This window comes from Gemmata obscuriglobus, from assembly GCF_008065095.1.
Lineage (GTDB): Bacteria > Planctomycetota > Planctomycetia > Gemmatales > Gemmataceae > Gemmata > Gemmata obscuriglobus.
Map to the genome: position 1 here is coordinate 3,610,018 of NZ_CP042911.1, position 26,376 is coordinate 3,636,393.

Sequence of the window (26,376 nt, forward strand, 5' to 3'; positions counted from 1 at the left end):
AACTTGGCTGCGCTCTAGTTTTGGTGCTCGGTGGACCTGTTTCGCAACGGTCCCAAACGGCCATGTTCCGGGGGCTTAAAAGCGTCACGGACCGCTCAATACGACCTGCGGCATTGATCTAAGTGCTTTGATCCCGAATTGGCACGCTGTCTGCATTTCTATCACTCACCGCGGCAACGCGGATCGGACAAAACAACTGCCGGAGTATCACTCCGGCGAAACAGGCTGCTCCGGCCTGGTGCTCGTGTCAACCTGTCGCACCGCGAAACGGGCGGCGGATCACATACCGATTGCAACGATTCTCTTTCGGAGGGTTTACCATGCTCCGCTGGGCGCTCATGTTCCTGGTTATCGCGCTGATCTCCGCTCTGTTCGGATTCACTGATGTGGCCGGTACCTCAATGGTTGCCGCCAAGATCTTGTTCTTCGTCTTTCTGGTGATGTTCGTTGTGTCCCTGATCATGGGGACCCGGTCCACCAGAGACGTCGTTTGACGGCAAATCCACTCCCGGCAGTCCACAGCGACCCACCCGTAAATCGGGTGGGTCGTTGTGTTTTGCGTGCCGATTTTCGGCACGTGACTTGCTTTGTGCGACGTAACCACGAGGCGATGGCAATGAAAATGAAGCCGCAGGACGTATGGGCGTTGTTGAAAGATTCCGCGACAAAGTTCATCGACGATAAGGCCATGCGACTCAGCGCCGCGCTCGCGTATTACACCACATTGTCACTGTCGCCACTGTTGTTAGCTGTCGTAGCCATCGCCGGGCTCGCCTACGGTCCTGAGGCGGCGCGCGGCGAAATTGTTGCGCAATTTCGCGACACGATCGGCGTGGAGGCCGCGAGCTTCGTCGAACAACTGATTATTAAAAGCTCGTCCAAGTCGGACGGCATTGTGGCCGCGATCGTTGCTGGCGGCGTGCTGCTCTTTGGGGCTTCGGGTGTGTTTTCGGACATGCAGAGCGCCCTCAACACGATCTGGAAGGTCCCGGGGCACGAGGTCAAGGGCGGCATTTTGAGTATCGTGAAGGACCGGCTCCTTTCGTTCTCGCTCGTGTGCGGGGCTGCGTTTCTGCTGCTCACCTCGTTGGTAGTGACCGCCATCCTGGCGGGGATCAATAGCCGTGTGGCCGGATGGCTCCCTGGCATGGACGCCCTCGCACAGGTCGTCAACTTCGTGTTCAACTTCGTCCTCACGGCTGCGCTGTTTGCGATGATTTTCAAATGGCTTCCCGAGACGACGTTGTCTTGGCGCGACGTGGGGATCGGGGCCGCGGTCACCGCACTTCTGTTCTCGCTCGGTCGGTACCTGATCGGATTGTACCTGGGAAAAGCCGCGGTCGGCTCGACCTACGGCGCAGCAGGGGCGTTCGTTGTGCTGCTGGTGTGGATCTACTACTCGACCATGATTCTCCTGTTCGGGGCCGAGTTAACGTTCGTGTACGCGCAGCGGTTCGGGTCCGGTGTCCGCACCCCCGATGGCGCGCTGGTCGAGCCGCGTGCGGCGAGTGCGCCGGGGCTCCCGTCCCTGGCGAGCCAGTGAGCGCCTGTGAAAAGTTCGGTTTCACGCGGCGAGCGCCAGTGGCGCTCGCCGATTTCATCAAGGAGTTTCGTCTGATGCCTGCTATGAAGCCCACGAAGCCCGTTTCTCGCGTTCGCCCGTACCCCGCCGCAGAAATCAAACACGGTCGGCACTCGGCCCCGGCCCCCGCAATCCACGCGGGGATGGGCGCGATTCCGCACGCGAACGGGGTCGCGTTCCGGGTGTGGGCGCCGCACGCCGAGAACGTCGCCGTGATCGGCACGTTTAACGACTGGGATAAGACTAAGAACCCGATGACCCGCGAGAACGCGGAGGGCTACTGGTACTGCGATGTGCCGGGGGCGAAGATCGGCGCGGAGTACCGGTATTCGTTGCAAACGCCCGCAGGCGAACTGTCCAAGATCGATCCCTACGCTCGCGAGGTGACCAACTCCGTCGGCAACGCCGTCGTTCACGACCCTAACTTCGACTGGGGCGAGGAGTTTCATAAGACGCCGGCCTGGAACGAGTGGGTCATTTACGAGTTGCACGTCGGCACGTTCAATGACCAGAACCCCGACGACCCGCGGCCCGCGACGTTTGAGACCGTGGTCCACCGCTTCGACCACCTCAAAAAGCTCGGGGTGAACTGCATCCAGGTGATGCCGGTGGCGGAGTTCGCTGGCGACCGATCGTGGGGCTATAACCCGGCGCACATGTTCGCGGTGGAGGGCGCTTACGGCGGCCCTAAGAAGTTTAAAGAGTTCGTCCGGGAGGCGCACCGGAACGGCTTCGCTGTCATTCTCGATGTGGTGTACAACCACTTCGGACCGTCCGACCTCGACTTGTGGCAGTTCGACGGGTGGAGCGAGAACGGCGGCGGCGGCATCTACTTTTATCAGGACTGGCGGAGGGAGACGCCGTGGGGAGACACTCGCCCCGACTACGGGCGCCCCGAAGTACGCCAGTTCATCCGCGACAACGCGATGATGTGGGTTGAGGACTACCACATCGACGGGCTGCGCATGGACATGACGCTGTACATCCGGAGCGTCCGCGCCGACGGCGAGCCGAACCTGCCGGACGGCTGGAGCCTGCTCCAGTGGATCAACGGCGAGATCCGTGAGAAGCACCCCAACACCCTGACCATCGCCGAAGACCTCCAGCACAGCGAATGGATGACGAAGCCGGTGGGGGAGGGTGGCGCGGGATACGGCGCGCAGTGGGACGATCAGTTCGTTCACCCGATTCGCGAGGCGGTGATCGCGGCCGAAGACGATCACCGGTCGATGGGCGCGATCGCCCATGCGCTGGCGCACCGCTACAACGGTGACGCGTTTCAGCGCGTCATCTACAGCGAGAGCCACGACGAGGTCGCGAACGGTAAGGCGCGGGTGGTTCACGAGATCGCCCCGGGCGATCCGAAGAACTGGTTCGCACAAAAGCGATCCACGCTCGCGGCGGCACTCGTGTTCACAGCCCCCGGCATCCCGATGCTGTTCCAGGGACAGGAGTTTCTGGAGGGCGAGTGGTTCCGGGACACCGTACCGCTGGATTGGGACAAGTCGTCCGAGTTCCGCGGGATCGTGCGACTGTACCGCGACCTCGTTCGTCTCCGGCTCAACCGCGGCGGGCAGACCAAGGGACTCACGGGACAACACATCCAGGTGATTCGGGCGGATGAGACGGCAAAAGTGATTGCTTTTCACCGCTGGATGGACGGAGGGCAAGATGATTCGGTGGTTGTAGTTGCGAACTTCCACCGGGAAGCGCGGGAGAACTTCCGGATCGGATTCCCGGAATCTGGGGCATGGAAGTTGCTTATCAACTCAGACTGGGCAGGGTACAGCGAGACGTTCGGGAACTACCCGTCGTCCGATGTGACCGCCGAACCGGGTGAGTGTGACGGGCTGCCGAATCACGGAGCCGTCAACATCGGCCCGTACAGCGTGCTGGTGTTCGCCCGCACGAGCTTATAACTTCTGGGGACGCACCATGAACATCCTCAACGGCACCCGCAAACTGTGCGCGAACCAAGTGAATTTGGAACAGCGCCTGGCGTGCCTGGCGGATGCGGGTCCGCAGGCGATTACCGACCGCATCGCTCAGCTCGACCGGGAGTGGAGTGCCGGACGTGCGACCAAGGCTCTTATCGGTTTGATGATCGTGACCGGGTTCGCCCTGACCGCTTTGCTCAACCCGTGGTGGCTGATTCTGCCGGCCGTGGGCGGGGTGTTTTTACTTCAGTACCTGTTCGGCCGGTCGTCGTGGCTCGGCGCAACGTTCCGCGAAATGGGGTTCCGGTCGGGTCAGGACATCGACCAGGAGCGGTTCGCTTTGCGGGCACTGCGGGGCGATTTCAAGAACCTCCCAACGGTTCATGAGATCGAGAGCAAGGACGATATTTCGCGGCTCGAAGGGGAGGGCGGGATCGCTCTTGATCCCGAAGAGTCCAAAACCGACGCCCGAGACGCGGTGAAGGTTGTGATGCAGGCGGCGAAGAGCTGATTCAAGTGAGTCCGACTCGCAGGGCCGACCGGGAGGATTCCGGTCGGCCCTTTCGTGTTATGGGTCGTGATCTCGTGGTAAGCGTACCAAACCTCTCAGTTCATGCCGATCGGTGAGAAGACGGTTGCGCGGCCTGAAAATTGCAATTCGCGGCTTGGTTCAATTAACCCGCTCATCTTGCGCATCTCACACTTCGCGAAGTGGCTTCGGTGTGGCTCGGCGTCCTGGCACGCAACGTGCTGTGTACAAGACGCAGATCCCGTTTCAGGAGTCACCCCGATGGCAACCGCTGAAGCCGCTCCGCCGCTCTCCTCTTACGACGCGACGAACACCCCACCCGGCCCCCCCCCACAGACGGTAACCGGGCTCGTGTCGGGCATCATTAACGATGCCCAAACGCTCCTTCGTCAGCAGGCCGACATGCTGAAGTCGGAAGTCCGTGAGGACTTCAAACGGTCGAAGCGGGCCGCCGAGTTCGGCGCGATCGCGGTCGTTTGCACGACGGTCGGCGCACTCGGCGTGATCACCGCTGCGGCGTACTTGTTGCACGAACAGTTCGGGTTCAAGATGTGGGCCTCTTGGGGCATCGTGAGCTTGGCGTTCCTTCTCGTGGGCGGGGGGCTGGGCTGGATCAGCTACAACCTCCTCGAACGGTTCAACCCGCTGCCGGATAAGACCTTCAACGCGCTCAAGGAGAATGTCACGTGGCAGACCAAATGAACCAACCGGAGAAAACTCCGGAAGAGATCGAACGCGAGATGCTTCAGACTCGCGAGGCGCTGACCGAGAAGGTCGCGGCCCTGGAGAACCAGGTGGTCGGTACGGTGCAGACGGCTGCCGACACGTTCACCGGCACTGTTGAGGCGGTCAAGTCGTTGGTGAACCACGCGCCGGAGCGGGTGTCAGAGACCGTGCGGCAGGCCTCTGCCGCTATGAGTGACGCCCTCAAGGGCACGTTAGACATCTCCAGCCACGTGCGCGAGCACCCCTGGGTCGCGGTCGGTATCTCGGCGCTGCTGGGTGGCGTTGTCGGGGCGATGATCGCCCCGCGCCGCGGTGCGGGCGGGTCGTTCAGTCCGTTCGCCGAAGCGAGTGGGCCGATTCCGGCGGCTGCGCATCCTGCATCAACTTCGTCACAACCGGTCGCTGCGGTTGGGGGAACTGCACACCCGGGCATCTTTGACGAAGTGCGTAACGCCCTCGGTGCGAAGGTGCGTGAGCTTGCGGACACGGCTCTGAACGCTCTCTCCACCTCGCTGAAGTCGACTCTCGAAACGACCGTTCCGAAGCTGGTCGATCAGGCTGCTTCGCATTTGACCGAGACCGAGAGCAACGACGTTCCGGAAACGCTCGCTGCCCGGTTCGACGCCCGTCGCACTCAGGGCTCGTAAGAGGCGGTGTGTTCCGACTGCGCTGACCGGTGCCCGGAACACACCTCGGCATCGGCAGGAACAGGGGTGGGGGGCTGATCGTGCGCATCGTAGGCATCATCCTCGTCATTTTGGGCGCCCTCGGGCTCGGATGGCAGGGCCTGGCTTCCGGGGCAACCGAGCGGCCCGACACTGCTGAAACGACCCGCGAGGTGCAGCAGACAATCTGGGTGCCGCCGACAGTGAGCGGGATTGCGGTGGTGAGCGGGCTGCTTTTGTTGGCGAGCGCGGGCCGACGTGAAGAGCTGTGACTTTGGAATCCTTGAACGACACGGCCCTCGGAACTATCCGAGGGCCGTGTCGTTTGCCGAAGGTTACCGCCAGCGGAAAATTCGGAGCGCGAGCGCGAAACTAAGTACCCCCCACACGCCGAGTACGAGTAGCGGGTACGGGAGCGCTTCCCAACCGGCGCCGTCGTTCATCACCGCCCGCAGCGCATCATTCAGAGCCGTCAGCGGCAGCAACTGCACGAACCACTGCATCCCTTCGGGAAAGCGCGACGACGAGAAAAATACTCCCGACAGAACGTACATGGGGAGCATCACGGCGTTCACGAGACCGGCAATCGTTTCCATCGTGCGGGCGCGTGAGCCGAGTAGCAGCCCGATTCCCGCGAAGCTGGCCCCGCCTAGAGCGACCAACCCCACGAACACCAGCGGGTTGCCGCGGACCTTCACCCCGAAGGCGAGATACGCGAACCCCAGTAGCAGTCCGATGTCGATGAGTGTGAACACGAGCCGGCTGATCATTAGGCTGAGCATGAAATCGGAGCGGCGCATCGGGGTCGCCTGGAACCGCTTGAGCAACTTCCGGACGCGCAGGTCGCCGACCGCGAAGCCCACCCCGAACAGCCCGCCGCCGAGCAGGTTCATTCCCAGCAGCCCGGGAATGAGAAAATCGATGTACCGGCCCCCGGGCTCAGTCGTTGCGGTTTCGGCCGGGGGATTCGGTGTCGGGTGTGTCGCACGAAGCAGCGCACGGTCGGCCGCGTTTCGGGCCAAAACGCTTTCCGACCGGGTGGCGTCGAAAAGGTATTCGTACCCCGACGCCGTTTCGGGCCGCGGTATCACGACCGCGTCGGTTTTCGACGTGCGGAGGCGCTTGCGGGCAACGGGTTCGTCGAGCACTTCGACTTTTACCCCCGGATCGGCGCTGAGGTCGGCCCGCAACTTCTCGGTCACTTCAGGGTGCCGCGGATCGGCGACCACGTCCACGTTCGCCGCGGGCACCGGCTTCTCGCTGAACGCGAGCCCGAGCACGAACGCCAGGATCAGGGGGAAGCCGTATACCCAGAACAGCGCCGCCGGCTCGCGGTAGAACTCGCGGAACCGGGCCAGCGTCAGTTGCCAGAGAGGACTCATAATCCCGTCCCTAGTCCGAAGGTTGTGGCGTTACGACTTTCGACCTTCGGACGTTAGGCCCCGTCTCGCAAGTGCCGGCCGGTGAGCGTGACGAACACGTCTTCCAGGGTCGCGGTACGGGTGGTGAGCCCGGCGAGCTTCGCGCCCCGCGCGCGCAGAAGGTCCAGTAGCGCGGGGAGCGCCCGGTGCGGCTCTCCGGCGGTCAGGGTGATTCGGTCCCCTTCTTCACGGACGGCGTTGACCGTCGGGAGCCCGCTCAACTCGCCGTGGGTCGGGCGGGTGGGCGTCGTCGGGTCGAGGTCCAGGTCGATGACGTGTTCTCCGCCGACGCGGGCGATCAACTCGGCCGGCGTTCCGAGGGCGATCACCTGCCCGTGATCGACCACCGCGACGCGGTCGCAGAGCCGCTCCGCCTCGTCCATGTAGTGCGTCGTGAGGACGACCGTGCGCCCGCGGCCCTTGATCGCGCGGATCACGTCCCAGAGCTGCCGACGCGATTGCGGATCAAGGCCGGTGGTGGGCTCGTCGAGGAACAGCAACTCGGGGTCGCCGACCAGCGCGGTCGCGACCGCCAGCCGCTGGCGCTGCCCGCCCGAGAGCTTGTCCACGTAGGCGTGCTGCTTCTCTTCGAGCGACACCCGTCCGATGGCTTCGTCGGGGGTGATACCGGCCGCGTAGAACGACCGGAACAGGGTGACCGTTTCGCGCACCGTGAGCTTGTCGGAAAGTCGCGTCTCCTGGAGCGAGATGCCGATCTTGTTCCGCAACTCGGTGTCGTTCTGACCCCATTTCAGTCCGAGGATCTCGACCTCACCCGCAGTGGGATCGAGCAGCCCTTCGATGATCTCAAGGGTGGTCGTTTTGCCGGCGCCGTTCGGCCCCAGCAGGCCGAAACACTCGCCCGAGTGGACGTCGAGATCGAGCCCGCGGACCGCCTCGACGGGCGGCTTGGCGGGGTACGTCTTCACGAGGCCGCGCACGCGAATCGCTTGGGTCATGCGTACACTATACGGGGTTGTGCGGGAACGGGCACCCGGGGCGGTCAGATCAGGCCGCGCCGCGCCAGACACGCGAGGTCCATGCCCCACGCGACCGCGATGTGCAGGCTCGCGCCGAGCCACACCGACCGGGTCGCCAAGCTCATGAAGCCGAGCACCACGCCGGCCACGATCGACGCGCACGTTTCGGGCCACGGTTTGCCGAAGTGGATCATCACATACGGGAACGTCATCACGAACACCGAGTAAACACCGAACCGGTGTTTGGTGCCGTGGACCACGAACCCGCGGAAGAAGAATTCCAGCGCCACGAACTGGGCCGCGTAGGAAAGCTCCCACTTCCACAGCTCGGCGCGCACCTCGGCGGGCGACTGGAACCGCATGAACGGGTACGTCTGTTGGAACCGCTCTTCTCCGGAACAGAACCACACGAGCGGCACCATGACGAGCACGAACACCGCATACAGCGGCCACGCGTTGAAGACGCCGCTGAGCTTCAGGCCGTAATCTTTCAGCCGCGCGCGGAACCCGAGTTTGAGCACGAGCACGGGGATCAGAGCGTAAGTTGCGACCGACGCCCAGGCCCACCACACGCGGGTCGAAAGCGGGTCGGCGCTCCACCGGCGCAAGGTCGCCTCCGCTGCCGCCGCGGCTTCGGGGCCGCCGACGGCGTTCGCGATGAGGGTTACTACCTCAATGAGCGCGGCCGGGCCGCCGGTGTAGTTCTGAACCGTGAGGCACGCGGCGGCGGTGAGGAGTACGATCGGCGTGCGCCAGTCGATCCGGCGACCTTGATCGGAGAGCCGGTACGCGAGTGCGTCCGCTTCCACTTTGCGGATCGGTTCGGCGAGCCACGTGTCCCAGAGGCGCAGCAGCCCAGACATTGCTGGTTTCACCGCAGGACGGAATGGATGCGTTCGCGGCAGTGTACGAGGTCTGCCTGCTGCCAGCTACGGCTTTCGCGTGTCTATGGGGCGTGCCGGCTCGGGTGCAACTCGGACCTTTACGATTGCGAACCGGTTGCCGCGGGCTCGTCGGTCACGTCGCGGATGCCTTGCGCTTGGCCGCCGGTTTGGTGGGAGGGGGATCGGTGGGCATTCCGTCGATGAACCGGGCGGCGTCGGGCAGGGCATCCAGAAACACGCGACCGTAGGGTTTGGTGATGACGCGCGGGTCGAACAGCACCACGATGCCGGTGTCCGTGGCCGTGCGGATGAGCCGGCCGAAGCCCTGCTTGAGTTTGATGGCCGCTTGCGGCACCTGGTACTCCATGAACGGGTTGCCGCCGCCGGCCTGGATCGCCTCCAACCGCGCCTCGGTGAGCGGGCGGTCCGGCACCGAGAAGGGGAGCTTCGTGATGATGACGTTCGACAGCGCCTCGCCGCGCACATCGACCCCCTGCCAGAAGCTGTCCACCCCGAACAGCACGGCCTTCTTCGCCTCGCGGAACTGGTCCAGCAGCTTCGCCGCCGGCAGGCCGGTCCCCTGCGCGAGCAGCGTGTACCCCTGCTGCACGAACCACGGCATGAGCTGCTGGGCCGCTCGGTTCAGGAACCCGTAACTGGTGAACAGCACGAACGCGCGGCCGTTCGTGCGGGTGACGTACTCGGGGATCTTCTTGAGCACCTCGTCTTCGTAGCGCGCGCTCTGTGTCGACGGGTCCGGCATGGAGCGGAACAGGTGCAGCTCGACCTGCTTCTGGTAGTCGAACGGGCTGCCCAGTTGGGCCGTTTTTGCGGTGTCGAGGCCGAGCCGTTTCTGGAACAGCTTGAACCCGGTTTCGCCGCCCGCGGACAGCGTCGCGCTCGCGAGAACGACGCTAGGCACCTTGTCGTAAAGCTGCTCCTTCAGGGCCGGTCCGACCTCGATCGGGGCACTGGCGAGCGCCACCCGCGGGATCCGACCCGGTTTGGTTTCGACCCAGTACACTTGGCCCGGCAACTCTTGACCGAGCCACTCCTTGACGCTCTTGGCCATCGCGTACAACCGGTCCCCGCGGCTGACCAGTTCGAGCTTCTCCTCTTCCGCGTCGCGCCCCTTCGCCAGTTCGTGCAGGGTGTCGCCGAGCCGGCCCAGCTCAGTGCTCAGCGTGTCTTCGACGATCCACCGCTCGCGCACCCGCCCGGTGCCGCCGGCGGCGTTCGGCCCGGTGCCTTTGGGCTGGTTCAGTTGCCACTGGTGGACGGACAGGAAGAACTTCTCCGCGGCCTGGCGGGTGGCGTCGAGCTGCGCGACCGCGTCGCCGTCGCCGAGGGTCGCGAGGATGCCCTTTTGCGTGCGCGGCGCGAGGAGCTGGCTCATGAGGTACTCGACCCCGCCCTGCGAGAGCCCGATGCCGAGGTGGTCGGCCGCGACATCTTCGAGCGTGTGGGCCTCGTCGAAGATGACGGCGTGGTACTCCGGGAGGATGCCGCCGCCGGTGCGGCGCAGCGCGAGGTCGGCGAAGAACAGGGCGTGGTTCACGACCAGGATGTTGGACCCGAACACGGTCTTCCGCGCGCGGAAGTAGAAGCAGTCCGCCTGATGGGGGCATTTCCGCCCCAGGCAGTTGCTACTGTCGCTGTGGACCAGGTCCCACACGGGTTCGTAGGGTTGGACGGGCAGGTCGGACTTGCTCCCGTCCTGCGTTTTGCGCGACCAGCGGCCGATCTGGATCATCTGGTCCACGGCGCCGGGCGTGTCGAGGAGCGAACTGGCTTTCGATTGCGCCACGCGGAGCCGGCGGAGACTCAGGTAGTTGCCGCGGCCCTTGACGAGTACGGGCCGGTAGTCCCCGGGCAGAACCGATTGCAGGAAGGGGAGGTCTTTGCGGATCAGTTGCTCTTGGAGCCCGATCGTGTGCGTCGAGATGACGACGCGGAAATCCTTCTTCGCGCTGACGGCCAGAATCGCGGGCACGAGGTACGCGAACGACTTGCCGACCCCGGTTCCGGCTTCGACCAAGAGCTGACGCTTCCGGCCCAACGCCTCACCGACGGCCTCGGCCATGTCGAGCTGTTGCGGGCGCGACTCGAACCCGGGGAACTTCTTGGAGATGAGCCCGTCCGGGCCGAGAACTTTGCGTGCGTCCATACCCGGAATTGTCGTCACTGCCGGAAAGGGTGTAAAGGCCGGTTGGCGGTGGCCGTTCGAGCGCGGGCGAAGCGAGCCACGCCGGGTTCCTTCAACTCAGTGAGTTGGGGGTAACCCGGCGTGGCTCGCTTCACATTAACCGCGGGTGGCTCACCAGAACTTCACGCGCCAGTAGTCGTGCGGAGCGGACTTGCGACCGAGGTACCAGTGCCCGTCGTCCCATTCGAGGGTCACTTTGCGCCAGCCGAGCGGCACCTTCGGGAACGGGTAGTACGGCCCGATGAACGGGAACGCGTTGTACGGGTAGGATTCCGGGTAAGCGACGCGGCTGAGGTTGTTGTAGGGGGCGTAGGTCGGCCACGCGTACGGCGGCAGGTTCGGGGCCTGCATGTCCGGGGCGGCCTGACCCGGAACGCCCAGCGGGGCGGGTTCCACGATCGGGTTGAACCCGACGGGGCCGGGGGCCGGGGCCAGCGGTGCGCCGGTGAGGCCGAGCGGGGTCGGCGCGACCGGGGCGAGCCCGATCGGCGGGTCCTGCACCTGCACCACGCCGGTCGCGATCGACCGCATGTTGTCACGGACCACAACGACACCGGTGACCGACTTGGCGTCCGCCACGAGCTTCGCCTTCTGGGCGGCATCTTTGGCGAGACCGCTAAGGGTCACGATGCCGTCTTGTGCCACGATGGCCACATCGGCGCCCGTGGCGTTGCCGCCCGAGCGGATGCGGGTGGCGACATCGTCGGCGAGGGTTTGATTCGGGTTGACGGCTGCCACGGCAGGCAGAGCGGCCGGGGGAGTCGCGAGCGTCTGACCGGCGAAGCCGGCCGCGACGGCGAGAGAGAACAGGGCACGCACCTTCACGGGGAACCTCCTTGTTCGGATGCAGACCTAGCGGTATTCATCCTGAGCAAAGTTATCATTGCCCCGGGTCCGGGGTCGGTCAAATTCGTGGGCCGGCGGTTTCGTCTCTTCGTGCGGCACGGGGGCGGCGCGTTTGGCAGAATTGCGGGAACAATGCGAACCGGCACAACCTTCAAACTCGGGCAGCCCGCGTTGCGGTCGCGGATCGAAATTGTTCAAGGCGGGAAACGTTGACGCTGGGCGGGACGGGCCATATGATTTGCTTCGGCGAGCACCCATAGCTCAACTGGATAGAGCATCGGTCTACGGAACCGAAGGTTAGAGGTTCGACTCCTCTTGGGTGTACTGACATAACCCCGTGCGACGCACGGGGTTGTGTCTTTTACAGACCGTGCCCGATAACGGCCGGTGGTAACGCGGTGGCAACGACGGACCGAAGCGGTTTCAGGGCTTAACTGGCGGGTTTAGAAAGCCTTCCATCACGGCCGCCGCCCGCTGCTGGTCGCCCGGCATGACGTGGGCGTAGTGCTTCAGGGTGGTCATCACGTCCGCGTGCCCGAGTCGCTCGCTCACCACCTTCAGCGGCACGTGTGCCCGGAGCAGGAGCGTCGCCATCGTGTGTCGCATGGTGTAGGGTGTAACCCATTCGAGGTCGGCTTTTTTCCGGATCGGGCCGAAGGGGCTCCGCAGGAAGTTCGACTGCCACCACGCCCCGCCCCGGCTGTCCGGCATCACCAGTTTCCCGGTCCACAGGGGCGGCCGTGCGGCCAGCATGGCGGCGACGGTGGACGGGGCCAGCTCGATCGTCCGCACCTTCCCCGTCTTCGTGTCCTTCCGCTCGTTGGTCACCCCGTCCTGTGCCCCGCTCACTTTGATCTCGCTCTTGTCGGGGTGGAAGTCGTCCCAGCAGAGGGCGAACATTTCCGCCGGCCGCAATCCGGCGTCGAGCCAAAGGCGGAAGGCGTAGCCGAGTTGGTGGAGCGATTCGGCGGCGGTCAGGAACGCCACGCACTGGTCCGGTAGCATGGCCCGCTTCTCGTCACGCTTCGGGTTGGGGAGCTTCAACTCTGCCATCGGGTTCACCGGGATGCGGCTGAACGCCACAGCGGACCCGAGGGCGTTCCGCAGTACGGCCCCCGCTTTCTGGCGTTCACTGTCGCTCTGCCCGTCGGTCGCCATCTGGGCGAGCATCAGCACGATCTTCTCGCGGGTGAGGTCGCGGAGCCGGGTCGAGCCGATCCGCGGTTTGAGGTGCGTGTCCACCCGCCACTTGTCGTGGCTGTAGGTCTTGTTCGAGATGTCCGGCTTCCGCATCTCCATCCAGGCGTCCAGCCACTCTCCGATAGTCCCGGCCGCCGCGGGCTGGTCCTGCCCCTTCAGCCAGTCCTGAGCGTCCTTTCGCGTGTCGAACGTTTTTGACGACCGCAACAGTTCGTTGCCGACCTGCTTTGCCTTGCGGGCGAGGTACTTGCCGTTCGGCTTCTTCGTGATCCCGCCCTCTCCATTCCCCCGCTTCTGGCCTTTGGGCATGTCGGGCTCCTGCGTGGTGGTCGCGCGACCACCACGGTCAAAAAGAAACGCCGGTGCGATCTTGCACGGCGTCTTTAGAATGCGCACAATTGTCCACTATTCAAGCTTGCTGATCCGGTTCGCGGACGCGAAACTCTTCGGTGCTCACACCCAACGCTGTTGCGAGTTGAACGATGGCAGACCACTTCGGTTCGTTGCGCCCCTGCTCCCAGTTCTCGATGGACCGGAGGGTGAGGTTCGCCAGTGAAGCAAGTTCCGTTTGCGACAAATTCCTCGCTTCTCTTAATTCCCGAAGTCGTTTTGCGAATTGATCTTGCACGAAAACTCCCCCAAAATGGGGATAATGGGCTTGTACTCCCCACATGTGGGGAGTATTCTTCCTACACACAGTGAACGTGCCATGTGTAGTGCTTCGTGCGTCACACTACCCGATTTTGGGGAGTTACAAAACTCGACGCGTGTTCACTGAGTGCCGAAAGGGTCTCGCGTTTTTCAACGTGCCGGTCAGTGAAGCCAGATCGCCCAAATGAGTCGGAACGTGGTCGCGCGACCACTTGGTAGGAGCCAACTGTGTCGAAGTTCACGCCCACCGCAGCCGACGTGACGGAACTGCGGGACCGGTTGCAAGCGTCCCGCCCTGAACTGTCGCTGTCCCGATCGTGCGTGCGGGGCATTCTCGAAGGCTACATGCTCGAACGTGCCCTGTTCGGCCGTGCTTTGACGAACCCCGTTACCGGAGCCTCGCAATGTCCGCGACAAATGCCCTCGCTTACGAAGCCGGACTCACCAGCCCCGGCCCCGACGACGTGACCGGTGGTCGCGCGACCACCGTCGCGTTCGTGTCGCCCCAGATGCGGAAGGCGGTGTTTGACTGCCGGTACGGTCGCCGGCTCACCGTGATCGTGCCCCGGTCCGCTTCGGCGGCGTTCGTCCACCTCGACGACCCGGACCGCACGAGCGACTTTCTCGGGTGGCGGGACAACCCGAGCCTGACGCTCGAAGCCGAAGACCCGGCACTGGTCCGGTTCTGTCGGCTCTGCGTCGAGGGGAGCATCAGCCCCAACGACCTCAGCTACTACTTCGAGCACCGCTGCCCGGTGGTGTCGGAGAGCGGGTGGCGGCGGACGCTCCTGCACGAGTGGTGCTCGAACGCCCGGCCGGTGGACCCGGTTTCCGCCCTCGCGGTCGAGTTGAACGCCACGGGAACGATGTGAGGCCATCAGGGCGGTTAGCCGGTGTAACTCCGGACCGGTCAGCCGCGGTTTCACCGCTCTGGCACCGTAGCGGGATGGGAACGGTGCGACTTGGTTCCTGGCTTGGTGCCGTGCGGCGGTGAGCGACGCCGCACCCCCGTTCGATTCGGGGCGGAACCTCTGGGCGGGCCGGGTAGACCGGCGGTGATAGGGCTCCACCGCCGGCGACGCGTGACGCATGGGCCACGCGCCCCGGCCCGCCTCCTCGCAAGGAGTTCGACGACATGCCTACCGTCCCCCAGATCCCGTTGCCCGCGGGCGACCGCTGGATGCAGACCCGCGAGCTGGCCCAGTTGTTCGGGCTCAACGCCGAGACGATCAACCGCTGGCGGCGGACGGGCAGACTCAAGGGCTACCCGGTCGGGAAGATGTTCTGGTACAAGCGGTCCGACGTGAACGTCCTGCTCGAAGCGATGAAGCTGCCCACCATCTGAAGTGGTCGCGCGACCACCCGCGGGCCTTCCATAAGTAAGTGGCGGCACCAATGGCACGAACCGAAGAGAGCCAGCGGCGGGAGGCCGACCGCAAGGAAGGCTGGAACGCCCGCCGGTGGTACGAGGGGATCATGGCGAAGCAGAAGACGCACATGGGCGGGGCGGTTACCGAAACCGAACTGCTGATCGCGAACATCGACCGGTCCGTGACGCAGGAGGTGCGGTCGGTCCTCGATCAGGCGACCGTGGACCTGTACGCCGAGACCGAGGACGAGTGGTCCGCCACGGCCCCCGTGGACGTGTGGTGGGACGGGGCCAAGGCGTGCTACGCCAGCGACGGCGGGCACCGGATCGCGGCGAAGGAGAAGAACGGCCGCAAGAAGATCCTGTGCCGGGTCCACCGGTGCGACGACGCCGAATCGGCCCTGACGCTGGCCCGGCTCCACGCCTTCGGCCCGGCGAACCACGCCCACGGCCGGGCCAGGACGCCGGAAGACAAGCGGAAGACGGTCCGGTCGTGCATCGCACTCCCCGAGTACGCGGGCGAGAGCGACCGCCGCATCGCCGAGATCTGCAAGGTCGGCAAGTGGCTGGTCGGGCAGGTGCGGGCGGAAATCGCGGGGGCTCCGAAGCCGGCCCCGCGGACGGTCAAGGCCGATTCGCCGCCGAAGCCCGCCCCCACGCCGGCGAGTGGTCGCGCGACCACTGCGGAAGAACGCGTCATCGAGTCCCTCACGAAACCCGGTGTCGTCGAGAAGCTGGTCGAGCGGCTCGAATCGGAAGACATCGTTGAGTCGCCGGAGGTGGTCGCGCGGCCACCGGCCAAGGAACACAAGGCCCTGACGGATGCCCGCGGGCGGGTGGTTCCCGAGCCGATGGTGTCGCTGTTCCGGCTCGGGCGGGCGTTTGCGGCGGACTTGCGGGGCGTGCTGCACGAGGCGGCCGACGGGGTCAAATCGGCCGCAGAAGAGTCGTGGGGCATCGGGCTGGCCCAGATGGTGCCGACGCTCGAGGCGGACTTGAAGAAGGTCGCACAGGACGCAGCGGCTTCTCTTCCGTGGTGTTGCTGCCCGCACGTCGATCAGGCGACCGGCGAACACCTCGTCGAGGGCAAGTGCCGGGTGTGCATCAACAACCGGGGCTGGCTGACCCGCCACAACTGGCACCAGCTCGGCGACCCCATCAAACAACTGATCGACGAGCACGCGGAGCCGGACGCCGAGCGCGAAGACGCCTGACCTCGGACGGACCAGTGGCTAATCGGGTCGAGCAGGAGCAGAGCAGATGATTACCCCGCGCCCCTACCAGAAGCAGAGTGTGGACCGGGTGTTCGGGCGGTTCGACGCGGGCGAGCCGTCCACGCTCGTGATCCTGCCGACCGGCTGCGGCAAGACGGTCGTGTTCGGGCTGGTGTCGCAGCAGTGGGCGCGAGAGTGCCGGCCGGGACGGGTGCTGGTGCTCGCCCACCGGGACGAGTTGATCCAGCAGGCGGCCGAAGAGCTACAGGGCATCACCGGGTCCGCCCCGGCGATCGAACAGGCGGACCGGTACGCGGTCCCAGCGGGCGGGAGCATGGGGGACGCCCCGTCGGTCGTGGTCGGGAGCGTCCAGACGCTGTGCCGGGACCGCCGGCTCGCTCGCTGGCCGAAGGACGAGTTCGGGCTGATCGTCACGGACGAGTGCCACCACGCGACCAGCCCGAGCTACCGGAAGATCTACGACCACTTCGGGGCGGCGAAGCGGCTGGGCGTGACGGCCACGCCGAAGCGGGCCGACGACCTCGCACTCGGGCACGTGTTCGGGTCCGTGGCGTTCGACATGGGCATCTGCGACGCGGTGGACGAGGGTTGGCTGTGCCCCGTCGAGCAGCGGTACGTGACGGTCAACGGGATGGACCTGTCGGCGGTGAAAACGGCCGGCGACGACTTCTCGGACGGGGCGATCGGGGCCGTGCTGTCCGGCGACTCGGTGCTCGATCAGATGGTCGCGGCGACCATCGAATTGTGCGGCGACGAGCCGACGCTGATCTTCACCGCCCCGCGGCCCCCGGGCGAGCAGGTGAGTCAGGGCGATCTGTTCGCGGACGCCCTGAACAAGATCAAGCCGGAGCGGGCCGTGTTCCTATCCGGCGAGACGGACAAGGACGTGCGGCGGCGGGAGATCGAGCTGTTCGAGCGGGGCGAGCGGCAGTTCCTGGTCGGGTGCAGCTTGTTCACGGAGGGGTTCAATGTTCCCAAGATCAGCCGGGTGGTCATGGCTCGTCCGACGAAATCGAACGCTTACTACACTCAGGCGATCGGCCGCGGCACACGGACTCTACGCGGCACTCTGCATCCTGACCTCGCCACGCCGGAAGCCCGACGGGCGGCGATCGCCGCGTCCGCCAAGCCGTCCGTCCTCGTGATCGACTTCGTGGGGAACAGCGGCCGGCACAAGCTCATCTCGGCGGTGGACATCTTCGCCGGCAACCACCCGCAATCGGTGGTGGACCGGGCCAAGCGGAACGCCGCGAACGACGCCGCCAAGGGGCTGCACCGGGACGTGAAGCAGGTGCTGGACGAGGCGGCCCGCGAGGAGCGGAAGGAGGCGGCCGAGCGGCGGCGGAAGGAGAAGAAGGCCCGGGTGAAGGTGAACCGGGTGGACATGCACCAGCAGACCGTGGACCCGTTCGCGGCCAGCGACGCCCCGGGCCAGCGGGACCGGCTCGCCAGCGGCAGCGGTCGCGCGACCGCCACCCAGATCGAGTGGATCCGGACCCACGGCGGGTACTGCTCCGACACCGTGACGGCGAACGATGCCGGGGCCATCATCGCGGACATGAAGGACCGCTGGTCCCGCAAGCTGTGCAGCCCGAAGCAGGAGCGGACACTGAAGCGGGCGGGCGTGGCGGACGGCCCGGTCCCGAAGGACCACGCCAAGGCCCTGCTCGACTGGCTCGCGGCCCGCAACTGGCGATCGACCGGGCGGCCGACGCGGAAGCAGTTGGGGATCCTGCGGAGCGAGTCGGGCGACGGGTTTCAGCTCACGATCGACGGGCAGCGGGTCGGGCAGGTGATGCGGAGCGTGGACGCGGTGCGGGCGGCGTACCGCGGGCTGGCGGCGGAACCGGTGGTGGCGTAAAAGTGGTCGCGCGACCACTTAGGGGAGAGCACCAATGAAGACGGCTGAACAGATGATGGCCGAGTTGAACGCCACCAGAGCCGCACTCGGTTTGGTGCCCGTCACCCGGCCGAACAGTGGCTATTGCCATTCCGGACGCGATGGCGACTGCAACGACGGTGAGTGTCCTCAACTGAGAGACGGCGAACCGGAGAAGACCGGTCGCCACTGCCCGCTCGATATGCACGACGACGAACGCGGTTACCAGTAGTAGTGGTCGCGCGACCACTTCGGGAGGGCTCCGGATGCCGTGCTTCTGGTGCGACCGATTCGGGGTGCGGCTCACCCGAGACCACGTGAAGCCGCGGTGTGCGGGCGGCGGGGACGAGGACAACATCGTCATGGCGTGCGACGGGTGTCAGGCGTCGCGGAACCAGATCCAGCAGTACTACACGAACGCCAAGGTGTTGCGGTTCAAAGTCGCGATCCGGTGGCCGGACGCGGGCCGCCGCCACAAGGAGCAGATCCGCCGGATGCGGGCGACGCTCCTCAAGCAACTGTCCGGCGTCCTCACTCTGGTGGCGTTCTGGACCCAGCGGGAAACGGACCGCTGGGGGAGCAGCCCGACCGCCGCACTCGACCTGACCGTTCCGGACCTGCCGAAGCGGAGGGCGTGACCGATGGATCGTGAGGCGTTGCTGCGGGTGATTGCGATGCACCCGCACGAGAACACGCCACGGCTCGAGTACGCCGACTGGCTCATGCAATACGGCTCTTGCGACCGCGACGCCGCAACTTCCGAGTTCATTCGGATGTCCTGCTCCGTCGGGTGCCGGCAGAAGCGGATGCCATACGAGGTGTACGGGTGGCTGATCAAGAACTGGCACCGTCTCGTCCCGAAGTCTCTGGCGGTCGGGGTGCCGGTCGAGAGCGGGCCAACGCCACAACAGGGGTGGCGGATCAACTGGCACAACGGGCGGAAGAAAGAGGTTCTCATCCGTCTGGCTCGCCTCCCGCCGAAACGTGGTGGTTACCGACCGTTCAAGGTAGTGTTCGACTTCGCCTTCGGGTTCTTGGACCGGTGCGAGACGTGGAGCCCGGTTTCTTTCGGGCAACTGAAGCAGCCGCTCCTCGCCGACCAGCCGCTCTGCAAGGTCATGTGTCATGGCACGACGAGACATCCCCAACGGGTTCGGTCACTACTCGGCGGTGCTGGAGCGGATCTGTGAGTACCGCCCGGCGGGCCGGTGGGTCCAGTTCCAGTGCCTCCTGCCGCACCGCCACAAGAACGGCGACGCCCACTGGTCGGGGCTCGCGTGGATCGGCGACAAGGGCGAACTGGTCGCCCGGTGTCAGGGGTGCGGGGCCGGGTTCAAGGAGCTTGTGGACGCCGTCGGGCTCCCCCAGACCGAGTGGTTCCCGGACAAGGGTCGCAGGTACGAGTTCGCCAACAAAGGTGGTCGCGCGACCACCGCAAAACAGGAGCCGGAGCCCGTGTCAGACCCCGTCGCAATCTACCAGTACCGGGACGAAGCGGGCGAACTGCTGTTCGAGAAGCTGCGGTACGAGCCGAAGCGGTTCCAGTGCCGCCGGCCGACGCCAGCGGACGTGCGGCGGCGGGCGGACATCTCGGACGGGGTCGTGTCGTGGGTGTGGGGCGTGAGCGAGGGGATCTACTCCCGGCCGTCGCGGGACGGGGCGTGGGATCTGGTGCCGGCCCGCCACGACCACCAGATCGCGGTGAAGGTCGATGAGTGCCGGCGGGTGCTGTACCGGCTCCCGGAGCTGCTCGCCGCGAACAAGGAAGCCCCGGTGTTCCTGGTCGAGGGCGAGAAGGACGTGGAAACGCTCAAGTCGCTGGGGCTCACCGCGGTCTGCACGTGGGCCGGGTCGGGCAGCGTGGACCCGGCGTGGCTGCTGCCGCTGGTGGACCGGCGGGTGGTGGTGGTGCCGGACAACGACGAGGTCGGGCGGTCGCACGCGATGCGGTGCGTTGGGTGGCTGGTGTGCGGGGGCGTCCGCTCGGTGCGGGTGCTGTGGCCGGGCGAGTGCGGCTACGACCCGGCCCCGGGCGGCGACATCTCCGACTGGCTGGCCGCTCAGGACCCGGACGGCGGCGGGGCGAAGGCGTCGCTGATCGAACTGTGCAAGCGGGCTCACGAGTACAAGTGAACTGGTCGCGCGACCACTTTGGATACGGGGAGAACGCCACCGATGACGAGCGACTACGGCGAGTTTTTGCGGTCGAAGGTGCGGGCGGTCGAGCCGGCGGGGTTCGAGAACGGGCGGCTCCCGAAGGGCCTGTTCCCGCACCAGCGGGCGATCGTGAAGTGGGCGTGCCGGATGGGCCGCGGGGCGGTCTTCGCCGACACCGGGCTCGGCAAAACGCTGATGCTGCTCGCGTGGGCGGATCAGGTGTACCGCCGCACCGATCGGCCGGTGCTGGTGCTGACGCCGCTCGCAGTCGCTGAGCAGACGGCAGAAGAGGCGAAGAGATTTGGGATCGAAGGCGTTTTCCGAACCGACTCGCCCGCCGGCTACGTCGATTACTCCCGGGTCGTGGTCACGAACTACCAGAAGCTGCACCGGTTCGACCCGTCCGCCTTCGGTGGCGTTGTTCTGGATGAGAGTTCGATCCTCAAGAGCCACGACGGGGCGTACCGCAAGGCCCTGACGGAGGCGTTCGCGGCCACGCCGTACAAGCTGTGCTGCACCGCGACCCCGGCCCCGAACGACCACACCGAGATCGGCACCCACGCCGAGTTCTTGGGCGTGATGAGCCGGACGGAGATGCTCGCCACCTACTTCGTTCACGACTCGGGCGACACGTCGGAGTGGCGGCTGAAGGGGCACGCGGTCCGCGACTTCTGGCGGTGGGTCGCGTCGTGGGCGGTGCTGTGCCGGCGGCCGTCCGACCTGGGGTTCAGTGACGAGGGGTACGAACTGCCCCCGCTCCGCGTCCACGAGGTCGAGATCGAGACCGCCGCCCAGGCGGGCGTACTGTTCGCGACCGCGGAGACCACGCTCGCCGGCCAGCGGGCGGCCCGGAAGGAGTCGATGGATGGTCGCGCGACCACGTCCGCCCGGATCGCGAACGAGCCCGGCCCGTGCGTTGTGTGGGCGGAACTGAACGCCGAAGCCGACGCGGTTCAGGAACTGATTCCGGACGCGGTGCAGGTCGCGGGGGCGGACAAGGACGAGGACAAGCTGTCGCGGCTGAAGGGGTTCGCGGCTGGAACACACCGGGTGCTGGTCACCAAGACCACCGTGGCCGGGTTCGGGCTCAACTGGCAGCACTGCCGCCGCATGGTGTTCGTGGGGCTGTCGAACAGCTACGAGCAGTTCTATCAGGCGGTTCGGCGGTGCTGGCGGTTCGGCCAGACGGGGCCGGTGGACGTGTACCTGATCGGCACGGCCCGCGACGCCGGGGTGTGGGCGAACATCGCCCGCAAGCAGCGGGACCACGAGGCGATGGTCGAGGGGATGCTACAGCACACCCGGGACGTGAACCGCGAACAACTGGGGGCGACCGTGAAGCAGACCGACGAGTACCGGACGGGCCGGACCGGGGGCAAGACCGACGCGTGGATGATCCACCTCGGGGACTGCGTGGAAACGCTCCGCGGGTTCGACCCGGAGTGCGTCGATTACAGCCTGTTCTCGCCCCCGTTCGCGTCGCTCTACACGTACAGCAACTCGCCGCGGGACATGGGCAACTGCGGCACCTACGCCGAGTTCGCGGCCCACTTCGGGTTCCTCGTGGCGGAACTGTACCGCGTGCTGAAGCCGGGGCGGCTGGTGTCCTTCCACTGCATGAACCTGCCGACCACGAAAGAGCACCACGGGTACATCGGGATCCAGGACTTCCGCGGCGACCTGATCCGGCAGTTCCAAGCCGCGGGGTTCATCTACCACTCGGAGGTGTGCGTCTGGAAGGATCCGGTCACTGCGATGCAGCGGACGAAGGCCCTCGGGCTGCTCCACAAGCAGCTCAAAAAGGACTCGTGCATGTCGCGGCAGGGGATTCCGGACTTCGTCGTCACGGTGCGGAAGCCGGGCGTCAACCCGGCTCCGGTCAGCCACACGAACGACACGTTCCCGGTGGACCGGTGGCAACGGTACGCCTCCCCGGTGTGGATGGACATCGACCAGTCCGACACGCTGAACAACTACCGCGACGCCCGCCAGGAGCAGGACGAGCGGCACATCTGCCCGCTCCAGCTCGGCGTAATCGAGCGGTGCCTGGAGCTGTGGTCGCGCCCGGGCGACCTCGTTCTGTCCCCGTTCGCGGGCATCGGCAGCGAGGGGTACGTTGCTCTCAAGATGAAGCGGCGGTTCGTCGGGTGCGAGTTGAAGCCGTCGTACTTCGAGATCGCGACCGCGAACCTGCGGCGGGCCGAAGCAGAATCGTCACAACCCACATTGTTCGACTGTCTGGGTGAGTCGGAAACTACCCCGGCCGATGCGGCGTAGTTGGTCGCGCGTCCACTAAGAGGATTTGCCCATGCCCATGTACCCGGTGCTGTTTGGAACGGTTGACGAGCGGGTCAAGCAGATCGAGTTGGAAGCCCAGATGGGGCGGATAACGGCCGCAGAGGCGGTCGAGTTGATGGCCCCGCTGGTTCGTGAGCGGGGCGTGGAGCTGATCGACCAAGTCGAGGATCTCGTTCAGAAGTACGCCGAAGACGGATGGGACGTTGAAGACCTGCTCGGCGTGATATTCCACATTGGGACCGTTCTGGAGTACACGGACGGTCCCGAAGCGGTAGCAGAGGTCACGCGGGAGATGGTCCGGGATTGCGGGTCGCACCCGGCCGACGAAGACGACCCGAAAACGACCGGCGACAAGAAAGACGCAGAGGAGACCCGCTACCGACGGCAGGTCGAATCGGAGTTGGCTCGAATCCGGAAGCAACCGCCCAAGAACGCCACATACAAGAAGAAACCCAAATGAACCTGACCATCGACCGCGACACACTGGCCGGGCTGCTCCGCACGGCGGCCCCGGCCGTTCCTTCCCGCACCACCGCCCCCGTGTTGCGGTGCGTGAAGGTCACCACGTCGGACGGCTCCGTTTCAGTGTCCGCGACGAACACCGAACTGTTCGTGACCGGGCGCGCGACCGCCGAAACGGGCAAGCCCGGCTCGCTGTGCGTCCCGGCGGACGTGATCCAGTCGGCGGTGAAGCTGGCCCCGTCCGGGCCGGTCAGCATCGTGTCCGGGGCACGGGCCGAGTTGAAGTACGCGGGCGGGAGCTACAAGCTCAACACCGAGGACGTGTCGAAGTTCCCGGAGTGGGTGCCGCCGGAATTGCAGGGCGTGTCGTTCGAGATCGACGCCCCGGCCCTCGTGCGGTGCCTCACTCGGGTGGCGTTCTGCTGCTCCGAGCGGGTCGAATCGTTCACCACGTCGGGTGTGTGGCTGGAGGTTGCGAACGGCGAGTTCAACGCGGTCGCGACGGACTCCATCCGGCTCGGGATCGCGACAGCCAAGGTGGCCGACGGGGTGCAGGCGTCGGCACTCGTCCCGGCCCCGACCGTCCAGGCGGTGAAAGCGGCGTTCTCCGGCCGGACCGGTCCCGTCACGGTGACCGTCTGGGGCTCGACGGTGCGGTTCGCGGACGACTCGCTCAGCATCGCGTCCCCGCTCCTCACCGGCAAGTTCGCCCCCTGGCGGATGCTGGAGCAGAAGGTGAAGCCGCACGGGACGACGTTCGTGGACGACCCATCAGCCCTGTTGCGGGCGGTCCGCCGCGCCACGGTGACGGCCGACGCTGCGGACACGGCGGTGGTGCTGACCGGCGAGGGGCCGACGCTCACGCTGAAGGCCGCCGGGGCGGTCGGCGAGGGCGAGGTCGAGCACGTGTGCAAGTCGCAAAGCGGGGTCGCGTCGGCGGTGACGACCAAGATGGACCCGAAGAACCTGACGGACGCACTGGCCCTTGCCGCAAGCGACGGCGTTGAATCGATCACGTTCGCGTTCGAGGCGAGGAAGGCGGCGTGGGTGGAGTGCGACGGCTGGAAGTACGCCTCCATGCCGATCGTAAAGTAAGCGAGTGGTCGCGCGACCACTTCGAAGGATACGGGGAGAACACCAATGAAGACGGTGCTGTCACTCGGGGCGGGCGTTCAGTCCTCGACGCTCCTGCTGCTCGCGTGCCGGGGCGAACTCCCGAAGCCGGACCACGTCGTCTTCAGCGACACGCAGTTCGAGCCGCCGGAGGTGTACGCCCACCTTGAATGGCTGAAAGACGAAGCGGCCAAGGCGGGAATTACGATCGACACGGTTACAGTCGGCAGCATTAAGCGGGACGCAATCGACTTCGCACGTCGCCGCGGACGCGGCGACGTGTCGAGGTACGCCTCGATCCCGTTCTACGTCGCGAATAACGACGGCACTCAGGGGATGATGCCGCGGCAATGCACCAAGGAGTACAAGCTCGAGGCGATCGACAAGTACCACCGCCGCACCGTCCTGGGGCTCAAACCCGGACAGCGGGCTCCTAAGGAGCCCGCTGTCCGGGTGCTGATCGGGATCAGCGACGACGAGCGGCACCGGGCCAAGCCCCCCGGCTGGTGGGCCAGTGAGCAGGAGGAAATCGGCGAGAACCTGTTCGGCGGCGCGATGGTGCGGAAGCGGAAGGTTTGGAAACCAGTTCACTGGCAGGTGAGGGCGTACCCGCTGCTGAATGTGGAGATGTGGCCGGACCAGTCGGTTACGGATTGGGACGTGATCGGCGGCATCTGGACGCGGGCCGACTGCGTGAAGTGGCTCGAGAAGAACTTTCCGGGTCGCAAGGTGCCGAAGTCGGCGTGCATCTGCTGCCCGTACCGGTCGGACGCCGAGTGGATTCACATGCGGGAAACGGACCCGGAAACGTTCGCCGAAGCGGTGTCATTCGATCACGAGATCCGCGAGGCGTACCGCGACGGGCAGGCCCGTCGCGGGTTCTTGGCTGGCGTTCCTTACACGCACCGCACGATGGTTCCGCTCGAGGTTGTGGAGTTCGACCCGAACCGCACGAAGCGTAAGGGGTGCGGGGCGTTGTGGGATGAGGAGCCGGACGGCATGTGCGGCTTATGAGTGGTCGCGCGACCACTCACTTACGACGGGAGCAAGCTGTGGAAGTGTGGGCGGCGGTGCTGTCGGCCCTCGTGCAGTCGCGGGGGCACCCGAGGCCGGAACGCGAGTACCGGTTCCATTCGGACCGGATGTGGCGGTTCGACCTCGCGTGGCCGGCGCTGAAGGTCGCGTTCGAGCGGGAAGGGCTCGCGACCAAGGGCGGGAAGTCGCGGCACACGACCAACGCCGGGTACGCGGGCGACATCGAGAAGTACAACGCGGCGGCACTCGCCGGGTGGGTCGTGATCCGCGGCACGACGCGGATGATCGAGAGCGGCGAGGCGGGGAACGATCTGCTGACGGCACTCGAACTGGCGAGTGGTCGCGCGACCACTTTGGGGGAATGACCGATGGCGGCGGTAGCAGCGGAGAGCGACGCCGATCTGTGTGCGGCGGTGTCGGCGGGCCGGGCGGCGGCGGACGCCCTCCTCAAGCGGCACGAGAAGCTGATCTGGTCGTGCGTCCACCGGCTCCAGTTGCCGGACTGGGTGGACCGCGACGACATCTTCCAGGCCGGTCAGGTGGCCTTGGCCCACGCGGCGACGAAGTGGACCGAGGGGGCCGGGGCCAAGTTCACGACTTACGCCCGCACCGCGATCTGGAACGCGGTGGTGAACGAGTCCCGGAAGCAGCAGAAGAAGGCCACGAGCTTCGACGACCGGCCCAACGACCCGGACGGCTCGGACCTGCTTAACACCCTTGCCGCACCCGAACCCACCGACCCGCCGGAGTGGCTGGTGAAGGGCATCGGGCGGTTGTCGCCCGTCCTGCGGCGGGTCGTCGTGCTGCACTTCGGGCTGGAAGGGGAGCCGCGGACGTGGGGCGAGATCGCGTCGGCCACCGGCATGACGGTCGCAGTGGCGAAGCGAGCACTGGAACTGGCACTGGCTCAACTCACCCCGCAGACCGTGTGAGAGGTGGTCGCGCGACCACCTCACTTGATGTTGTCGATCGCCCCGAGAATCTTGTCGATCGCGACCGCCCATTTGTACTGATCGATCATCGGGTCTTGGGCGGTTTTCATCTCCGTTGCCGTCAGGTCCATCCGCAGAACCAACTCCCGCAGCACCCGGTACGCCTCGTCCTTCGACACCGCGGTCAGCTCGCACTTCATCTCTCGGCCCTCCCGCGAGTGGTCGCGCGACCACTTCTGATCGGCCTACCATAACAGAGGGAACCGGTC

The 26,376-nt window shown here is 65.9% G+C and carries 29 protein-coding genes and 1 tRNA gene; 22 read left to right on the forward strand and 8 right to left on the reverse strand.

The window, feature by feature from the left end:
• Positions 1-320: 320 nt before the first annotated feature.
• From GobsT_RS14920 to GobsT_RS14950, 7 genes are all read left to right on the forward strand, one after another.
• Positions 321-494 (forward strand): DUF1328 domain-containing protein, encoded by a 174-nt coding sequence (locus GobsT_RS14920; protein WP_010053102.1) that lies wholly within the window; start codon positions 321-323, stop codon positions 492-494.
• 122 nt (positions 495-616) lie between these two features.
• On the forward strand, positions 617-1,543 hold the full coding sequence (locus tag GobsT_RS14925) for a YihY/virulence factor BrkB family protein (RefSeq protein ID WP_232068357.1): 927 nt from the start codon (positions 617-619) through the stop codon (positions 1,541-1,543).
• Positions 1,544-1,626: 83 nt separating this feature from the next.
• Entirely contained in the window at positions 1,627-3,501 is a 1,875-nt protein-coding gene (locus tag GobsT_RS14930; RefSeq protein ID WP_010047981.1) for an alpha-amylase family glycosyl hydrolase, read from the forward strand.
• 16 nt (positions 3,502-3,517) lie between these two features.
• On the forward strand, positions 3,518-4,030 hold the full coding sequence (locus tag GobsT_RS14935; RefSeq protein ID WP_010047983.1) for a hypothetical protein: 513 nt from the start codon (positions 3,518-3,520) through the stop codon (positions 4,028-4,030).
• 279 nt (positions 4,031-4,309) lie between these two features.
• Entirely contained in the window at positions 4,310-4,750 is a 441-nt protein-coding gene (locus GobsT_RS14940; RefSeq protein ID WP_010047986.1) for a phage holin family protein, read from the forward strand.
• On the forward strand, positions 4,735-5,421 hold the full coding sequence (locus GobsT_RS14945; protein ID WP_148087744.1) for an ElaB/YgaM/YqjD family protein: 687 nt from the start codon (positions 4,735-4,737) through the stop codon (positions 5,419-5,421). Before GobsT_RS14940 ends, GobsT_RS14945 begins: the two co-directional genes overlap by 16 nt.
• Positions 5,422-5,501: 80 nt before the next feature.
• Positions 5,502-5,711, forward strand: coding sequence for a hypothetical protein (locus GobsT_RS14950; protein ID WP_109571083.1), 210 nt, complete (start codon positions 5,502-5,504; stop codon positions 5,709-5,711).
• Positions 5,712-5,774: 63 nt separating this feature from the next.
• Here the strand turns inward: GobsT_RS14950 and GobsT_RS14955 are convergent, their stop codons facing one another.
• The 5 genes from GobsT_RS14955 to GobsT_RS14975 form a co-directional block, all read right to left on the reverse strand.
• Complete coding sequence (locus GobsT_RS14955) at positions 5,775-6,821, reverse strand: ABC transporter permease (protein WP_010047995.1); 1,047 nt, start codon at positions 6,819-6,821, stop codon at positions 5,775-5,777.
• Positions 6,822-6,874: 53 nt separating this feature from the next.
• Positions 6,875-7,819 (reverse strand): ABC transporter ATP-binding protein, encoded by a 945-nt coding sequence (locus GobsT_RS14960; protein ID WP_010047997.1) that lies wholly within the window; start codon positions 7,817-7,819, stop codon positions 6,875-6,877.
• Positions 7,820-7,863: 44 nt separating this feature from the next.
• Positions 7,864-8,703 carry a CPBP family intramembrane glutamic endopeptidase gene (locus GobsT_RS14965; protein ID WP_010047999.1) on the reverse strand — a complete coding sequence of 280 codons (840 nt, stop codon included), beginning with the start codon at positions 8,701-8,703 and terminating at the stop codon, positions 7,864-7,866.
• Positions 8,704-8,857: 154 nt separating this feature from the next.
• Positions 8,858-10,891 (reverse strand): ATP-dependent DNA helicase, encoded by a 2,034-nt coding sequence (locus GobsT_RS14970; protein WP_010048001.1) that lies wholly within the window; start codon positions 10,889-10,891, stop codon positions 8,858-8,860.
• A 150-nt stretch (positions 10,892-11,041) separates the two neighbouring features.
• Positions 11,042-11,755 carry a BON domain-containing protein gene (locus tag GobsT_RS14975; protein ID WP_010051541.1) on the reverse strand — a complete coding sequence of 238 codons (714 nt, stop codon included), beginning with the start codon at positions 11,753-11,755 and terminating at the stop codon, positions 11,042-11,044.
• A gap of 271 nt (positions 11,756-12,026) precedes the next feature.
• Between GobsT_RS14975 and GobsT_RS14980 the strand changes: the two genes are divergently transcribed.
• A tRNA-Arg gene (locus GobsT_RS14980) sits at positions 12,027-12,100 on the forward strand.
• Positions 12,101-12,199: 99 nt separating this feature from the next.
• On the opposite strand, the gene GobsT_RS14985 is transcribed toward GobsT_RS14980, so the two are convergent.
• A complete protein-coding gene (locus tag GobsT_RS14985) occupies positions 12,200-13,285 on the reverse strand; it encodes a tyrosine-type recombinase/integrase (RefSeq protein WP_010051544.1) in 1,086 nt (361 codons plus the stop codon).
• Between the two features lie 100 nt (positions 13,286-13,385).
• A complete protein-coding gene (locus GobsT_RS41050) occupies positions 13,386-13,649 on the reverse strand; it encodes a helix-turn-helix domain-containing protein (RefSeq protein ID WP_063744648.1) in 264 nt (87 codons plus the stop codon).
• Between the two features lie 382 nt (positions 13,650-14,031).
• Between GobsT_RS41050 and GobsT_RS14995 the strand changes: the two genes are divergently transcribed.
• The 14 genes from GobsT_RS14995 (at position 14,032) to GobsT_RS15060 (ending at position 26,107) form a co-directional block, all read left to right on the forward strand.
• Positions 14,032-14,499 carry a hypothetical protein gene (locus GobsT_RS14995; protein ID WP_010051549.1) on the forward strand — a complete coding sequence of 156 codons (468 nt, stop codon included), beginning with the start codon at positions 14,032-14,034 and terminating at the stop codon, positions 14,497-14,499.
• 263 nt (positions 14,500-14,762) lie between these two features.
• Positions 14,763-14,972 (forward strand): helix-turn-helix domain-containing protein, encoded by a 210-nt coding sequence (locus GobsT_RS15000; protein ID WP_109571082.1) that lies wholly within the window; start codon positions 14,763-14,765, stop codon positions 14,970-14,972.
• 50 nt (positions 14,973-15,022) lie between these two features.
• Complete coding sequence (locus tag GobsT_RS15005) at positions 15,023-16,210, forward strand: ParB N-terminal domain-containing protein (protein ID WP_010048006.1); 1,188 nt, start codon at positions 15,023-15,025, stop codon at positions 16,208-16,210.
• Between the two features lie 46 nt (positions 16,211-16,256).
• Positions 16,257-18,092 (forward strand): DEAD/DEAH box helicase, encoded by a 1,836-nt coding sequence (locus GobsT_RS15010; RefSeq protein ID WP_010048008.1) that lies wholly within the window; start codon positions 16,257-16,259, stop codon positions 18,090-18,092.
• Positions 18,093-18,126: 34 nt separating this feature from the next.
• Positions 18,127-18,342 (forward strand): hypothetical protein, encoded by a 216-nt coding sequence (locus tag GobsT_RS15015; RefSeq protein WP_010048010.1) that lies wholly within the window; start codon positions 18,127-18,129, stop codon positions 18,340-18,342.
• 34 nt (positions 18,343-18,376) lie between these two features.
• Positions 18,377-18,748, forward strand: a complete 372-nt coding sequence (locus GobsT_RS15020; RefSeq protein WP_010048011.1) for an HNH endonuclease — start codon at positions 18,377-18,379, stop codon at positions 18,746-18,748.
• Between the two features lie 3 nt (positions 18,749-18,751).
• Positions 18,752-19,300, forward strand: a complete 549-nt coding sequence (locus GobsT_RS15025; RefSeq protein WP_010048012.1) for a TIGR02996 domain-containing protein — start codon at positions 18,752-18,754, stop codon at positions 19,298-19,300.
• Complete coding sequence (locus GobsT_RS15030) at positions 19,236-20,243, forward strand: hypothetical protein (RefSeq protein WP_148087745.1); 1,008 nt, start codon at positions 19,236-19,238, stop codon at positions 20,241-20,243. Before GobsT_RS15025 ends, GobsT_RS15030 begins: the two co-directional genes overlap by 65 nt.
• 42 nt (positions 20,244-20,285) lie before the next feature.
• Complete coding sequence (locus GobsT_RS15035; RefSeq protein ID WP_010048014.1) at positions 20,286-22,544, forward strand: DNA methyltransferase; 2,259 nt, start codon at positions 20,286-20,288, stop codon at positions 22,542-22,544.
• Positions 22,545-22,575: 31 nt separating this feature from the next.
• A complete protein-coding gene (locus GobsT_RS15040) occupies positions 22,576-23,025 on the forward strand; it encodes a hypothetical protein (RefSeq protein ID WP_010048015.1) in 450 nt (149 codons plus the stop codon).
• Complete coding sequence (locus tag GobsT_RS15045) at positions 23,022-24,122, forward strand: DNA polymerase III subunit beta (RefSeq protein ID WP_010048017.1); 1,101 nt, start codon at positions 23,022-23,024, stop codon at positions 24,120-24,122. The genes GobsT_RS15040 and GobsT_RS15045 overlap by 4 nt, the downstream gene beginning before the upstream one ends.
• Before the next feature lie 45 nt (positions 24,123-24,167).
• A complete protein-coding gene (locus tag GobsT_RS15050; protein ID WP_109571081.1) occupies positions 24,168-25,154 on the forward strand; it encodes an adenine nucleotide alpha hydrolase family protein in 987 nt (328 codons plus the stop codon).
• 38 nt (positions 25,155-25,192) lie between these two features.
• Complete coding sequence (locus GobsT_RS15055) at positions 25,193-25,540, forward strand: hypothetical protein (RefSeq protein WP_010050608.1); 348 nt, start codon at positions 25,193-25,195, stop codon at positions 25,538-25,540.
• Positions 25,541-25,543: 3 nt separating this feature from the next.
• Positions 25,544-26,107: a sigma-70 family RNA polymerase sigma factor gene (locus GobsT_RS15060; protein WP_010050611.1), complete on the forward strand. Its 564-nt coding sequence runs from the start codon at positions 25,544-25,546 to the stop codon at positions 26,105-26,107.
• Positions 26,108-26,127: 20 nt separating this feature from the next.
• Here GobsT_RS15060 and GobsT_RS15065 read toward each other — a convergent pair whose 3' ends face one another.
• Positions 26,128-26,307, reverse strand: coding sequence for a hypothetical protein (locus GobsT_RS15065; protein WP_010050613.1), 180 nt, complete (start codon positions 26,305-26,307; stop codon positions 26,128-26,130).
• Positions 26,308-26,376 lie beyond the last annotated feature (69 nt).